Here is a 12,898-nt window from a genome sequence, read left to right on the forward strand (position 1 = left end):
GGTCCCGTACTGGTTCCGTACCGGTCCCGTACTGGTTCCGCCCGCCGGAGACGGGTCGGCGCGGGGGCGGGGACTCAGTACAGGAGCGGGAACAGGCCCCAGTACGCCAGGGCCGTCAGAAGAACGGCCGTCCCGCACAGGGCGGAGCCGAGGACGCAGCCCGCGGGCACCGTGAGCCAGCGGCCGCCCTCCTCGCAGTCGTGCCGCATGTGCCCGCGCATGAGCCAGACGCGCTGGACGAGCCTGACGTACAGGACGACGGCGCCCAGGGCGACGACCTGGGCGAGCATCCAGCCGCCGTAGGAGACCAGGTAGTTGGTGCGGTAGCTCGTCGCCAGCGAGACCACCCCTGCGATGTAGGCGAGGTACAGCACCCAGGCCGCCACAATGCTCAGGCTCAGCGAGACCGTCCAGCGCCCGATCGGATCGGGCAGGTGGAGGCCGCGCCGGTCGCGCAGCCTGGGCGCCTGGCCGGCCGCCCACAGGAGCCCGGCCAGGGCGAGCAGGCCGAAGCCCACGACGAAGGCGGCGAGCATGAGATCGCCCGAGGCGTACCAGCGGGTCGGGTCGGGAGTGCGCGCCCAGTAGGCCTGGCTCGGGGCGGCTCCGGCGACGTGCGGGGCCGCGTCGGCGGTGGCGGGCAGCCCGGTCACCCAGCGGGCGAGGTCGCGGGCGACGCCGGGGGCGAGGTCGCCGTCGGTGCTGCTGCCGAGCTTGAGCCCGTGGTTGGCGCCGTCGTAGTAGCGCACGGTCAGCGCGGCGCCGCCGGAGTGCAGGGCCTGCCGCGCCGTCGTCGGCCCCTGGACCAGCGGCATGGAGGCGTCGGCCGTTCCGTAGAGCATGAGGACGGGGACGGTGATCCTCTCCAGGTAGGGCACGGAGTCGAAATCGGCGTACTCGAAGCCGCCCCCCGGAACCCGGGTGGAGCCCAGCAGCCGCGGGATGAGGACGAGCATGGGCTCGGGCACGCCGACATTGCGCATGTAGGAGTCCATGGCCAGCGCCATCTGCTCGCGCAGCGGCACCACCGGGGCGCTGGCCATCACGAGGAAGGCGATGCGTTCGTCGTCGGCGGTGAGCACCGCCCCGGGGATGGCGCCCTCGGACTCGGCGTAGAGGCCCACCCGCGTCGGGTCCACGCCGTTAAGCGCGATCAGGTAGTCCACGCTGCGCTGGTAGTCGGCGGCCATGGCCTGGTAGTCGCGGGAGGTCAGCGAGTAGTCCTCCATGGGCTTGGAGGGCACGAGGGTCGTGACGCCGGCGGAGGACAGCGCCTCCGCCTGACCGGCGAAGCCCCGGAGGTCATGGGTTCCCGCGCCGTGCAGGAAGACCACGCCGGGCGTGGTGGCGGTGACGCCGACGGGGCGGCGCAGGAGGGCGGGGACCTGCTCGCCGTCGGCCTGGGTGATGGTCACCGTGGAGGCCTCGATGCGATAGGTGCCGGTCGCGGGCGTGGCCGCCTCACCACCGATGGCGGTGTCGGCGGTGGGGAGGGCCGGCGGCTCGGTGAGGGGCTCGGGCGACCAGCGCGGACCCGCGAGGGTGCCCACGAGGCTCAGGGCCAGCACGGTCACGACGACGGTCCCCGAGGTGCGGTGGTCGGCCGAGACGGCCACGACCAGGGCGCCCAGGCCCAGGGTCGCCAGGATCTCCCAGATCGTCTGGCCGTCCGCGCCCAGGAGGGCCAGGGCGAGCGCGGCCGCCAGCACCGCCAGAAGGCCCAGGGCGGTGCGCCGCCGCTCGGTGCGCCACAGGCGCGACCCGAGCGCGAGCGAGCGCCGCGGGAGGGCGCGCGCCCAGGCCCAGCCCGACCGCACCTGGGCGAGGGTCGGGTGGGCCGGCTCCCCCCTGGGACGAGGACGAGGAGGCACGGGTCAGAAGCCCAGCTTGGCCAGGGCCTTGGGGTCGGACTGCCAGTCCTTGGCGGTCCGCACATGCAGGTCGAGGTAGACCTTCCGCCCCACCAGCTTCTCAATGCCCCGGCGCGCCGTGATACCGATCTCCTTGAGGCGGGATCCTCCCCTGCCGATGATGATGGCCTTCTGGGAGTCGCGCTCGACGACGAGGCTCACCCGCACCTGGAGGCGAGCGCCCGCGCCCTTGACGCGTGAACCGGTGGTGTCCGTGGTCGGGTCCAGAATCTCGTCGACGACGACGGCCAGGGAGTGGGGCAGCTCCTCGCGCACGCCCTCCAGGGCGGCCTCGCGGACGAGCTCGCCGATCATGACCGCCTGCGGCTCGTCGGTGATCTCGCCGGTGGGGTACAGCGGCGGGGAGGGCGGCAGGTGGGAGACGAGGACACCGGTCAGGACGTCGACCTGCTCGCCGCGCCTGGCGGAGACGGGGACGATGTCGGCCCACTCGCCGAGCCGGTCGACGGCCAGGAGCTGGGCGGCGACCGCGGCCCTGGAGACGGTGTCGGTCTTGGTGACCACGACGACGACGGGGGTGCGCGTCTCGGCCAGGTCGCGGGCGATGAAACGGTCGCCGGGGCCGATCTTCTCGTTGGCCGGGACGCAGAAGGCGATGACATCGACGTCGGCGAGGGTCTCGCGCACCAGGTTGTTGAGGCGCTTGCCGAGCAGGGTCCGGGGGCGGTGCAGGCCGGGGGTGTCGACCAGCACCAGCTGGGAGTCGTCGCGGTGGACGACGCCGCGCACATTGTGGCGGGTGGTCTGGGGGCGCCCGGAGGTGATGGCGACCTTGGCGCCGACCAGGGCGTTGGTCAGCGTGGACTTGCCGGCGTTGGGGCGCCCGACCAGGCAGGCGAAGCCCGCGCGGAAGCCCTCGGGGATCTCGGGGGCGACGATCTCGGCGCGGGCCTCGCCGTCGGGGCCCGCGAGGCCCCCCGGGGCGCCGGGGCCGTCCGTGGGCTCGGCGTCGCCGGGGAAGCGGAAGGGCGTGTCGGGCGTGTCGGGCGTGTCGGACGTGTCGGATGTGTCGGATGTGTCGGATGTGTTGGTCATGGGCGGTCCTCACTCGTGGTGGTCGGCGGGCTCGGGGGTGCGGCTGGCGATGAGGGTGGCGACCTGGCGGCGCCTGCCGACGGCCTCCTCGGCGACCAGGTCGACGCCCTGGGCGCTGCCGCGGGCGCCGGGCAGGGGGACGCGGCCGATGGCCTTGGTGAGCAGGCCGCCCGCGGTGTCGACGTCGTCGTCATCGATCTCCAGGTCGAACAGCTCGCCGAGCGCGTCCAGGCCCAGGCGCACGGGCACGCGGTAGCGCCCCTGCCCCAGGTCCTCGACCTCGGGCTCGGCGTGGTCGTGCTCGTCGGTGAGATCGCCGACGACCTCCTCCAGGAGGTCCTCCATGGTGACCAGCCCGGCCGTGCCCCCGTACTCGTCGACGGCCAGGACCATGTGGACGTGGTCGGTCTGCATCTCGCGCAGCAGGTCGTCGGCGAGCTTGGTCTCGGGGATCCAGAGGGCCTCGCGGGTGAAGGAGGACACGGGGCGCATCTCGTGCTCGGGGTGGTCGGACAGGCGCCGCAGGACGTCCTTGAGGTAGAGGATGCCACGCACGTCGTCGGCGTCCTCCCCCACCACGGGCACGCGCGAGTAGCCGGAGCGCACGAACAGGCGCATTGCCGCGGAGGCCGTCTTGTCGGCGTCGATCGTCACCATGTCGGGGCGGGGCACCATGACCTCGCGCACGAGGGTCTGGCCGAGCTCGACGACGCTGCGCATCATCTCGCGGTCCTCGTCCTCAATGGTCTCGGCCTCGCCGATCTCGTCGATCATCTCGCGCAGGTCCTCAGTGACCTCGGCGCGCGCCTCGGCGTCGGTCAGGGCGGACGAGCGACCGTAGTGGGACTCGATCCAGCGCCACGGGGCGCCCAGGGCGTCGACCTTGAGCAGCGCCCCGGCCAGGATGAGAAGGGTGCCGTCGGGGTTGCGGCGCCCCACCGAGCGCGGCGAGAAGCCGACGACCAGGCCGAGCAGGACGATATTGAGCACGACGGCGACCACCAGCACCTGCCACCACCGGCTCAGCAGGCCGGAGACGGCCAGGGTCAGCAGGACGGCGGCGAGCATGTCGACGGCGACGCGGATGGGGGCGACGGAGCCGAGCACCTGGCCGCGCCTCTCGGCCAGGGCCAGGACCCTGCCCGCCCCGCGGCGCCCGTCCTCGACGAGGTCCTCTGCGGCGGCGCGGGTCATGCGCGTCAGGGCCGCCTCCCCGGCGGACAGCAGGGCGCCGAAGACGAGGACGACGACGGCCAGGACGACCAGGAGGGCGACGGGCGTGCCGGTCACTGTCCCCGCTCCGCGAGGAAGGTCAGGAGCAGGGTGCGCTGCAGGTCGAACATCTCCTTCTTCTCCTGCGGCTCGGCGTGGTCGTAGCCCAGGAGGTGGAGGATCCCGTGGGTGGTCAGCAGGAGCATCTCCTCGACGGCGGAGTGGCCCGCCTCGATGGCCTGCTTGGCGGCGACCTGCGGGCACAGCACGATGTCGCCCAGGGTCCCGGCCGGCGTCTCGTTGTCCACGGTGCCGGGACGCAGCTCGTCCATGGGGAAGCTCATGACGTCGGTGGGGCCGGGCAGCTCGAGCCAGCGCATGTGCAGCTCTGCCATGGGCTCGGGGTCCACGAACAGGATGTTCAGCTCGGCCAGCGGGTTGACGTGCAGGGCGCGCAGGACGTGGTCGGCCAGCGCGGCGAACTCGGTGCCGTCGATGACGGTCTGGGTCTCGTTGAGGACCTCGGTGCTCACAGGCGGTTCCTCCCGCGGAATTCTGAGGGCGTGCGGCCGCGGCGGCTTCCGCGCCCGTGGTTGTGGCCGTCGGCGCGGGCGGCGGGCGCCGTCGGCCCGGTGGATCCAACGGCCTCGGCGTCCCCGGCGGCCCGCGCCTCGTAGCGGGCGTAGGCCTCGACGATGCGGCCCACGAGCCGGTGCCGCACGACGTCGTCGGCCCCCAGCTCGCAGAAGGCGATGCCGTCCACGCCGTCGAGGATCCGGCGCACGACGAGCAGGCCGGACTCGCGCCCGCCGGGCAGGTCGATCTGGGAGACATCGCCGGTGACGACCATGCGCGAGCCGAAGCCGAGACGGGTGAGGAACATCTTCATCTGCTCGGGGCTGGTGTTCTGGGCCTCGTCGAGGATGACGAAGGCGTCGCTGAGCGTGCGCCCGCGCATGTAGGCCAGGGGCGCCACCTCGATGGTGCCGGCCGCCATGAGGCGGGGCAGGGCCTCGGGGGCGAGCATGTCGTGCAGGGCGTCGTAGAGGGGCCGCAGGTAGGGGTCGATCTTGTCGGTCAGGCTTCCGGGCAGGAAGCCGAGGTTCTCACCCGCCTCGACGGCGGGGCGGGTGAGGATGATGCGGGAGACCCGCTTGCGGGTCAGCGCGTCCACGGCCTTGGCCATGGCCAGGTAGGTCTTGCCGGTTCCGGCGGGGCCGATGCCGAAGGTGATGGTGGATTCCTCGATGGCGTCGGTGTAGGCCTTCTGGCCGAGCGACTTGGGGCGGATGGTGCGGCCGTGGGCGGTCAGGACGTCGTCGGCCAGGACCTCGGCGGGGCACGCGGCGGTCTCCAGCAGGCCGATGGCGCGCTCGACGGCGTCCGCGGTCAGGGGCGTGTCCGCGCGGGCGACGTCGATGAGCTCGGACAGGAGCAGGACGACGACGTCGACGCGGGACTGCTCGCCGGTCGCGGTGATGGTGCTGCCGCGCACGTAGAGGTCGACGTCCGGGAAGCCCTTCTCAACGGCGCGCAGGACCTCGTCGCGGACGCCGAGAAGGGCCACAGGGGCGAGCCCAGCGGGCAGGACGAGGCTGCGCGTGACGTCGTCGTGCGCACCGGGTGAGCGCGCGGGCCCGGAGGCCGCGGGGCCGGCGGAGGTGATCGCCGGCGGTGCGGCTGGTGAACTGATCGGCATGCTCGTCATTGCCCTTGATCCTAGATGATTGATTCCGGGCGTCCGGGCCCGCGGCTCCCTTTCGCCGAGATCGGTGGAGACCCGCGCCGAGATCGGTTCACTTCCGGCTCGAGACCGGTTCGAGGCACCCGCAGGGCGCCGGGGTCCTGCGGCCCGCCCTGTTCAGAGGGCGAGGGCGACTGTTCCCGCCACGAGGACGGCCAGGCCGAGCAGCGCCCGGACGCCCACGTGCTCGCGCAGGACGAGGACCGAGAAGGCCACGGAGACCAGGACGCTGAGCTTGTCGATGGGGACGACGACGCTGGCGGGCCCGTCCTGGAGGGCGCGGAAGTAGCACAGCCAGGAGGCGCAGGTGGCCAGGCCCGACAGCAGGATCCAGGTCATCTCGCCGCGCGGCACGCGGGTGGCGCTCCCGAGCCGTCCGGCGACGCCGACCATGGCCCAGGCCATGACCAGGACGACTCCTGTGCGGATGGCGGTGCCGAGGTCGGAGGGCACCGCGGCGATACCGATCTTGCCGAGGATCGCGGTGAGGGCCGCGAACAGGGCGGCACCGAGCGCGTACAGCAGCCACCCGCCGCCTCCGGCCAGCGCCCGCGGCAGGGCGCGCAGGTCCTCGGCGCGCAGCATGAGGAGCGTGCCGATGGTGACCAGGACCAGCCCGACGGCGCCGAGGGCGCTCAGGCCCTCCCCCAGGAGCAGCACGGCCATGATCACCGTGAGGACCGTGCTCATCTTGTCGACGGGGGCGACCCTGCTGACGTCCCCGAGCTGGAGCGCCTTGAAGTAGCACAGCCAGGAGGCGCCGGTGGCCAGGCCCGACAGAACCAGGTAGGCGAGGCTGCGGGCGTCGACCTGCCCGAGCTCGCGGATCGAGCCGCTGAGCAGGGTCATGCCCCAGGCGCCGACGAGGACGACGGGCGTGCGCAGGGCGGTGGCGAGGGTGGAGTCGGTGGTGCGCACGCCCTGCTTGGCCAGGACGGCGGTCAGCCCGGCGAACAGGGCGGAGGCGCAGGCGAACAGGAGCCACACGGATGCGACGGTAGTCGTGAGGGGCCACCGCGACCAGGGGTGTCAGATCGAGGCGCCTGGGAGGCCGCCCATGTTCGCCGAGATCGGTCGTATTCGGTCGTATTCCGCGTCGAGATCGGTTCACTTCCGGCTCAAGACCGGTTCGCGGGGTCGGACGGCCGCCGGGTGGCCTCCCAGCCGGTTCTCCATGATCTCCTGGAGACCGGCCCCGGCAGCACCCAACACACAGCCCGACCCCCTCGCTGTGGCGTCCCAGAGCACGAGACACCGCCTGCCCTCCATGGGCGGGGGTTCCGGGATCGAACCCGGGGCTCGAGCTCAGGAGGCCTCGGCGGCCCTGGGAGCCTCACGCTGCGCTTGTGATCGCCGCATCGACCCTGCCCGTCAGCCTGTACATGAGGTTCAGGTTCGCAAGCAGCCCCGCGCCGATCACGATCGTGAGGACCGCCAGCAGCGGCCAGCTGACGGTGAACATCATGAGCATGGCGCCCAGCACCACGATGACCAGCGGAGACGTCAACACGGCGGTCCGGCTGCCCGGCGCCCACCCGGGGAAGACGAGCGCCTCGCGGATATGGGCGAGCAGATGCAGCGCGTAGGCGATGAACGTGGCCGCCACCACCTCGATCGAGCCCAGAAGAGTCCCGGCCAGCAGGATGAGGCTCGAGACGATGAGCTCCTCGCAGATCATCGCCGATATGAGCTCGGTGGACGGATAGCGGTGCGCTCCCGCGACGAACATCTCCGACCTGTAGCGGTCGTCGCCCGAGTGCTTGTCGATATATCGGCGGATGAAGACGATCTCGTCGAACTCGTGCACCATGAACAGCACGATCGTGACAAACGCGAATCCGCCAACACCCATCGCGCCCCCCCTGCCCCGGCGCCGCCGCAGGATGCCGACTCGCGGCGGAGCCGATGGCCACGGTACCACGCCGGGCAGGGGCCCGGCCTCAGCGGGCTCTGCGCGGCACGGTAAGGGCCGCTACGGCGAGGACCGCGAGCCCGGCGGCCGCCAGAAGGGCCAGGTCCGCGGAGAAGTCCGCCGTCGGCGTCTCGTTGGCGGCCAGCTCGCCCACGGCGTCGACGGCCCAGCTCATGGGCAGGACGTTGCTGCACAGCTCCAGGACGCGGGGCAGCTGGTCTCGGGCGACGAGCAGCCCGCACAGGAAGATCTGCGGGCCGACGACCACAGGCATGAACTGGACGGCCTGGAACTCGGTGCGGGCGAAGGCCGAGACGAACAGGCCCATGGCCACCCCCAGGAAGCCGTCAATAAGGGCGGTCAGAATGACCCAGGCCCAGGAGGCGGCGATCTCGACGTCGAGGAACCAGGCGGCCACCGCGCACAGGATGAGGGACTGCCCCACGACGGTGACGGTGAAGGCGGTGGCGTAGCCGAGGAGGAGGTCCGCGCGGTGCAGGGGCGTGGTCCACAGGCGCTCCAGGGTGCCGGAGCCGCGCTCGCGCAGCATGGTGACGCTGGTGACGAGGAACATGACGATCATGGGGAGGACCGCCATCATGGACACGGCAATGCGGTTGAACAGCGCGCCGGCGCCGGGGTAGTCGTAGTAGACGAAGTACAGCAGGGTGAGCAGGGCGGTGGGCACGGCCATGATCAGGGCGAGGGTCCGCCGGTCGGCGACCAGCTGTGCCAGCACGCGGCGGACGGTGGCGGCGTAGGTGCGGGCGTTCATCGGGCGCCCTCCTTCTCGGACTCGCGGATGACGGTGAGGAAGGCCTCGTCGAGGGTCTCGGCCCCGGTGCGCTCCAGGAGCGCGGAGGCGGTGGTCGTGTCGAGCAGGTTCCCGTCCCTCATGAGCAGGACGCAGTCGCAGCGGAAGGCCTCGTCCATGACGTGGCTGGAGACCAGGAGCGTGGCGCCCTGGGAGGCCAGGGCGTGGAAGGTGGCCCACAGGTCCTCGCGGGTCAGGGGGTCCAGGCCGACGGTGGGCTCGTCGAGGACGAGGAGCTCGGGCCCGGCCACCAGGGCGCAGGCCAGCGACACCCGGTTGGCCTCGCCGCCCGAGTAGGTGCCGACCGCACGATCGGCGAGGGACGCGAGTCCCACCGTCTCCAGGACCTCGTCGATGTCTCGGGCGCGGGAGCCGGCCAGCGAGGCGAAGTAGCGCAGGTTCTGCCGGGCGGTGAGGTCCTTGTAGACGGCGGCCTCCTGGGTGACGTAGCCGATGCGGTCCCGCACCGCCGGGGCACCGGGCTCGGCGCCGAGAACGGCGGCCTCGCCGTCGTAGCGCTGGACGCCGACGAGCACGCGCATGAGGGTGGTCTTGCCGCAGCCGGAGGGGCCGAGCAGGCCGGTGATGGTGCCGGTGGGCAGGGCGAAGGCCAGCCCGTGCAGGATCTCGCTGCCGCTGCGCCTCACACGCAGGTCGCAGACACGGACCGCCGGGTCTGCCGGGGAGGCGGGGCCGCGATCGGCCGACGACGACATGATGGAGAGCGGGGAGCCGCTCACGTTTTTCATCATGTGATGAATATAGGGCGCGGGCGTCGCCACGTTCAAGGCCATCGCGGAAGATCACTCAGCCGGCCAGGTCGCCGGTCATGTAGCGCTGGACGGTCGGGCCGACGGCGGCGGCCAGCACCTCCGCGTCCGCAGTGCGCACGGCTTCCAGCCGCGCCACCCATCGTGCGACTCCGAGGCCGACCAGCTGGCTCACGACCAGCTGAGCGCGCAGGTCCGCCTGGTCGGGCGCCGCACGCGCCACCACCGGGGTCACCAGGCCGGCCAGGAGCATGGCACGGATCCGGGCCATGATCGCCTCGTCCCCCAGCGCGGCACGGACGACCGCGGCGAAGCGCTCCCCTCCCAGGTCGTCCCACTGGATGACGAACAGCCTGACCAGGGCCTCGCCCTGCTTGGAGTCGGGAAGGTTGCGCACGCCGTCGATCAGCGCGGCCGCGTCCAGCTCCTGACCCTCCGGACTCGCCAGGATCGCGGCGGTGAAGAGCTGGGCGCGCCCGGGGAAGTAGTGGTGCACCAGGGCGGGGTCGACGCCGGCGTCGCGGGCGATCCCGCGCAGGGACGTGGAGTACCCGTCGCGGGCGAAGGCGGTGCGGGCCACCGCAAGGATCGCCTCGCGCGCGTCCGGGCTGCCGGCGGGCCGGCGTCCGCGCGGAGTCATGCCGCACCTCCTGGTCCGAGGAGAGCAGCAGAAGAGCCAGCTGCTGGGATCGCCCGCATTATCAGGCCGTTGGGGGCATGCCGGGCGCCTCGGACAGCTCCGGGCGGCGCCGGCGACGCTGCTCCAGCAGCATGAGGGCGAGCTGCGGGCCCGTCACCTTGAGCATGTCCGCACTGATCGGGCCGACGGGCGTGCCCATGCCGTGGTTGAGCCGATTCATCCGACGAGCCGTCGGCTTCATATGGTCCCAGGCCCACTGCTCATCGGCCCAGAGAACCGCAACAAGGTCATTGAGCGCCACTCTGACCGGCTGGAAGCCCAAAGTCTGCTCCCACGGGATGAGGCCGACCGACAGACCCGAGGTGTTGTCCCAGATGCCGCGGTCGTCGACGACCAGGGCCGGACGAGTCAGCATGCGCGCGCCCAGGAACCCGAAGAAGCCGAAGACGAGGATCGCCACGACTCCTATGACCGTGAGCTCAAGGGACCTGAGGCCGGTGGACTGGGACGTCAGGCCCATGATGAGCAGAACGATGCCGGCGATCACGAAGCAGGCAGACCCGACGACCTGGAAGACTGCGCGCCCCTTCTTGCGGGGTAGACGAAGAGCAGGAAGACTCGACATGCCCGCATTCTCCCCCACCCTGGGACCACCCCACCACAGGATGGTGGGATCGAACACATTCTGAAGGGCCCCGGAGCCCAGGGGACGGGGCGCCTCTGGCAGCGCCAGCGCAGAGCGGCAGCGGGACCACGGGACCCTGTCGGGACTATGGTGGACGACGATGGCCCGGCCCCGACTGGAGGTACTCCGCCCATGGATGCGACCGCCCCTGGCACCGTGCAATGGCGAGCGGTCGGCCTGTTCGTCATGGTGGCGATGGGGGCCGCCTTCGTGCTGGACGCGGCCTGCGCAGCAACAGGCGGCCTGGGGACGCCCCTGGCGCAGGCCCTCATGTCCGTCCGCATGTTCTCCCCCGCGCTGGCCTCATGGGTCGTCTGCCGCTTCGTCACCGGCCGGCCCTGGCCGCGAGCCGTGGCTCTGCGGCGCGACTCGTCGAGCAGGGACGGCTGGGGCCGCGTGCTGACTTCGGCGCTCATAGGGGTGGCCGTGGTCCTGGTCGCGACTGCGGTCTGCCTGACGGTGGCGATTATGGCGGGGTGGCTGGAGGTCGACTGGTCAATGGACGGCCTCATGGCGCAGACGTCGGCGAAGGCCCCGGAAAGGCCGTTGCCGCCGGCAGGAGTCCTCCTGCCGGCCCTGGCTGTCCAGACCGTCGTCGGCGGGTGCACGATCAATGCCGCCCTGGCCCTCGGCGAGGAGACGGGATGGCGCGGGTGGCTCCTCGGCGCACTGGCCCCGCTGGGGCCGTGGCGGGCCGTGGCGCTCACGGGTGCGGTGTGGGGCCTGTGGCACGCGCCGCTGATCGTCATGGGCTATGAGTACGCGTCCCAGATCCCGGCGGTCGCAGGCATCGGATTGTTCACTCTCTTCTGCATGGGACTCGGCACGCTGCTGGCCTGGCTGCGGACGAGATCGGGGAGCATCCTGCCCGCGGCGATCACGCACGGAACACTCAACGCCTGCGCGCTCTTCCCCATGAATCTGCTTGCCCCGGGGCACACCTGGCGCACGGTCACATCGAGCATTGCGGGGCTGCCCGGGGTTCTTCTCTTCGCCATCGTGGCAATAGCGCTGCTGAGCACCGGGCGCGTCAATGTGGCGCCGAGGGGGAAGGCCGCCGAGAGCTGACGCGTCCGCGCACCGGCGCGCAGAGCGTCCCGCCCGAGCTCGCCATCGAGCGCGGCCTGCGGGCCCGGGCGCGCCCGGGGACTACTTGTCACCGGCCCGCCGTGGACTAGTGGACTAAGAGTCTCAGAAGTCTCAGCCCCTGCCGCCTCGAAGTCGTCGACACCGCGGGTGGCCAGAGCACAGCGCCGTGAGCGGGCGGCAGCAGCGACGGGAGAGCCCGTAAGACGACGGACGGCAACGCCGGCCGTAGCCCTCTCCTCCGATATCAGTTACAGCAAACGATATCGTCGGCTTCGACGCGGGGAACGCGGGAAGATGAGAGTGACATGGCCCGCGGTGCCGGGTTGTCTCTCCCGGCCCGCGGGCCCTTGTCGTCGAGGGGCTCCGCTCCCGTGTTCCCAGTCGGGGGAGCCCCCTCCTTCGCCAGAGCGATCGACCCCGGGCTCCCTTAGACCCCGGGCCATCTCGGAGGAGGGCCGGTCACCGGGTTCCCCAACCCTCGTGACCCTCTCCGTCCGGCGGCACGCACTATGCAACCTGCTGGACCTGGACATCCGCCCCCGCTCAGCCTGTGAAGATGATGAGAGCGCCGAGAGCCGGCCCCGGGCCGGGGACAGCGCCCCGTCGGCGCATTCGCGGAAAGCCGGGCGCGGCCGGTACCGTGAGCGCGCCAACGTCCTCCCCCGCGCCCGGGAGGGCCTGCATCTCACCACCGATCCGAAAGGCCGCCATGACGACCACGCCCGACTTCATCCGCCTGCTCGACTTCGAGGACGGGATCACCTCCTGCTTCTTCTACGCCGCCGAGCCCGTCACGGCCGGCGTCGTCGAGTCCCTCGGTCATGAGCCCAACGGGTACTTCTGGGAGGGGGTCGTGCGCAGGCTCGTCGAGAAGGGCGAGCTCGACGAGCCGGACGCCGATCCCGAGGGCGGCATGTTCTGCGCCCGCGGGCCGCGCCCCGCCATGGAGCGGCTCGCCCAGGCCCTCACCCCCTACCTCACCGACTCGCGGGCCATCACCGCCCTGGTGACGGAGGCCGACGCCGAAGGGTTCGACTTCGACGACTGAGACCGGCGGGGACGGGCG

Annotated in this window: 13 protein-coding genes; 2 read left to right on the plus strand and 11 right to left on the minus strand. The window is 71.9% G+C overall.

All coding sequences use genetic code 11. The annotated features are described in order from the left end of the window. Positions 1-74: 74 nt before the first annotated feature. The 11 genes from AIF0345_RS09580 to AIF0345_RS09630 form a co-directional block, all read right to left on the minus strand. The gene (locus AIF0345_RS09580; RefSeq protein ID WP_285296006.1) at positions 75-1,871 is read right to left on the minus strand and encodes an alpha/beta hydrolase family protein; all 1,797 of its coding nucleotides are present in this window, start codon (positions 1,869-1,871) and stop codon (positions 75-77) included. Positions 1,872-1,874: 3 nt separating this feature from the next. After that, positions 1,875-2,966: a GTPase Era gene (gene era, locus AIF0345_RS09585; RefSeq protein ID WP_285296007.1), complete on the minus strand. Its 1,092-nt coding sequence runs from the start codon at positions 2,964-2,966 to the stop codon at positions 1,875-1,877. Positions 2,967-2,975: 9 nt separating this feature from the next. Further along, positions 2,976-4,256 (minus strand): hemolysin family protein, encoded by a 1,281-nt coding sequence (locus tag AIF0345_RS09590; protein ID WP_043558242.1) that lies wholly within the window; start codon positions 4,254-4,256, stop codon positions 2,976-2,978. After that, complete coding sequence (gene ybeY / locus AIF0345_RS09595; protein ID WP_043558245.1) at positions 4,253-4,711, minus strand: rRNA maturation RNase YbeY; 459 nt, start codon at positions 4,709-4,711, stop codon at positions 4,253-4,255. Before ybeY ends, AIF0345_RS09590 begins: the two co-directional genes overlap by 4 nt. Next, positions 4,708-5,886, minus strand: coding sequence for a PhoH family protein (locus tag AIF0345_RS09600; RefSeq protein WP_268917501.1), 1,179 nt, complete (start codon positions 5,884-5,886; stop codon positions 4,708-4,710). The genes ybeY and AIF0345_RS09600 overlap by 4 nt, the downstream gene beginning before the upstream one ends. Positions 5,887-6,039: 153 nt before the next feature. Further along, on the minus strand, positions 6,040-6,909 hold the full coding sequence (locus AIF0345_RS09605; RefSeq protein WP_043558251.1) for an EamA family transporter: 870 nt from the start codon (positions 6,907-6,909) through the stop codon (positions 6,040-6,042). A 346-nt stretch (positions 6,910-7,255) separates the two neighbouring features. Then, positions 7,256-7,774 (minus strand): HXXEE domain-containing protein, encoded by a 519-nt coding sequence (locus AIF0345_RS09610; RefSeq protein ID WP_285296009.1) that lies wholly within the window; start codon positions 7,772-7,774, stop codon positions 7,256-7,258. A gap of 88 nt (positions 7,775-7,862) precedes the next feature. Beyond that, complete coding sequence (locus AIF0345_RS09615) at positions 7,863-8,609, minus strand: ABC transporter permease (RefSeq protein WP_268917499.1); 747 nt, start codon at positions 8,607-8,609, stop codon at positions 7,863-7,865. Next, on the minus strand, positions 8,606-9,364 hold the full coding sequence (locus AIF0345_RS09620; protein ID WP_285297923.1) for an ABC transporter ATP-binding protein: 759 nt from the start codon (positions 9,362-9,364) through the stop codon (positions 8,606-8,608). The genes AIF0345_RS09615 and AIF0345_RS09620 overlap by 4 nt, the downstream gene beginning before the upstream one ends. A 91-nt stretch (positions 9,365-9,455) precedes the next feature. Further along, entirely contained in the window at positions 9,456-10,058 is a 603-nt protein-coding gene (locus tag AIF0345_RS09625) for a TetR/AcrR family transcriptional regulator (RefSeq protein ID WP_285296010.1), read from the minus strand. A 61-nt stretch (positions 10,059-10,119) separates the two neighbouring features. Continuing rightward, complete coding sequence (locus AIF0345_RS09630) at positions 10,120-10,683, minus strand: STM3941 family protein (RefSeq protein ID WP_285296012.1); 564 nt, start codon at positions 10,681-10,683, stop codon at positions 10,120-10,122. 192 nt (positions 10,684-10,875) lie between these two features. Here AIF0345_RS09630 and AIF0345_RS09635 point away from each other — a divergent pair, with 192 nt between their 5' ends. Together AIF0345_RS09635 and AIF0345_RS09640 are read left to right on the plus strand one after the other, a co-directional pair. Further along, on the plus strand, positions 10,876-11,811 hold the full coding sequence (locus tag AIF0345_RS09635; RefSeq protein ID WP_285296013.1) for a CPBP family intramembrane glutamic endopeptidase: 936 nt from the start codon (positions 10,876-10,878) through the stop codon (positions 11,809-11,811). Positions 11,812-12,541: 730 nt separating this feature from the next. Beyond that, positions 12,542-12,880, plus strand: a complete 339-nt coding sequence (locus AIF0345_RS09640) for an Imm51 family immunity protein (protein WP_084682267.1) — start codon at positions 12,542-12,544, stop codon at positions 12,878-12,880. Positions 12,881-12,898: the final 18 nt, after the last annotated feature.

Origin of the sequence: Actinomyces israelii, assembly GCF_030253495.1 — a bacterium.
GTDB lineage: Bacteria > Actinomycetota > Actinomycetes > Actinomycetales > Actinomycetaceae > Actinomyces > Actinomyces israelii.

What these genes read in the sequence shown, in the direction of transcription:
- AIF0345_RS09610 (WP_285296009.1), bottom strand. Translation starts at nt 7,774, where the DNA reads ATGGGTGTTGGCGGATTCGCGTTTGTCACGATCGTGCTGTTCATGGTG.
- AIF0345_RS09630 (WP_285296012.1), bottom strand. Translation starts at nt 10,683, where the DNA reads ATGTCGAGTCTTCCTGCTCTTCGTCTACCCCGCAAGAAGGGGCGCGCA.
- AIF0345_RS09620 (WP_285297923.1), bottom strand. Translation starts at nt 9,364, where the DNA reads ATGTCGTCGTCGGCCGATCGCGGCCCCGCCTCCCCGGCAGACCCGGCG.
- AIF0345_RS09635 (WP_285296013.1), top strand. Translation starts at nt 10,876, where the DNA reads ATGGATGCGACCGCCCCTGGCACCGTGCAATGGCGAGCGGTCGGCCTG.
- AIF0345_RS09600 (WP_268917501.1), bottom strand. Translation starts at nt 5,886, where the DNA reads ATGACGAGCATGCCGATCAGTTCACCAGCCGCACCGCCGGCGATCACC.
- AIF0345_RS09625 (WP_285296010.1), bottom strand. Translation starts at nt 10,058, where the DNA reads ATGACTCCGCGCGGACGCCGGCCCGCCGGCAGCCCGGACGCGCGCGAG.
- AIF0345_RS09640 (WP_084682267.1), top strand. Translation starts at nt 12,542, where the DNA reads ATGACGACCACGCCCGACTTCATCCGCCTGCTCGACTTCGAGGACGGG.
- AIF0345_RS09615 (WP_268917499.1), bottom strand. Translation starts at nt 8,609, where the DNA reads ATGAACGCCCGCACCTACGCCGCCACCGTCCGCCGCGTGCTGGCACAG.
- era (WP_285296007.1), bottom strand. Translation starts at nt 2,966, where the DNA reads ATGACCAACACATCCGACACATCCGACACATCCGACACGTCCGACACG.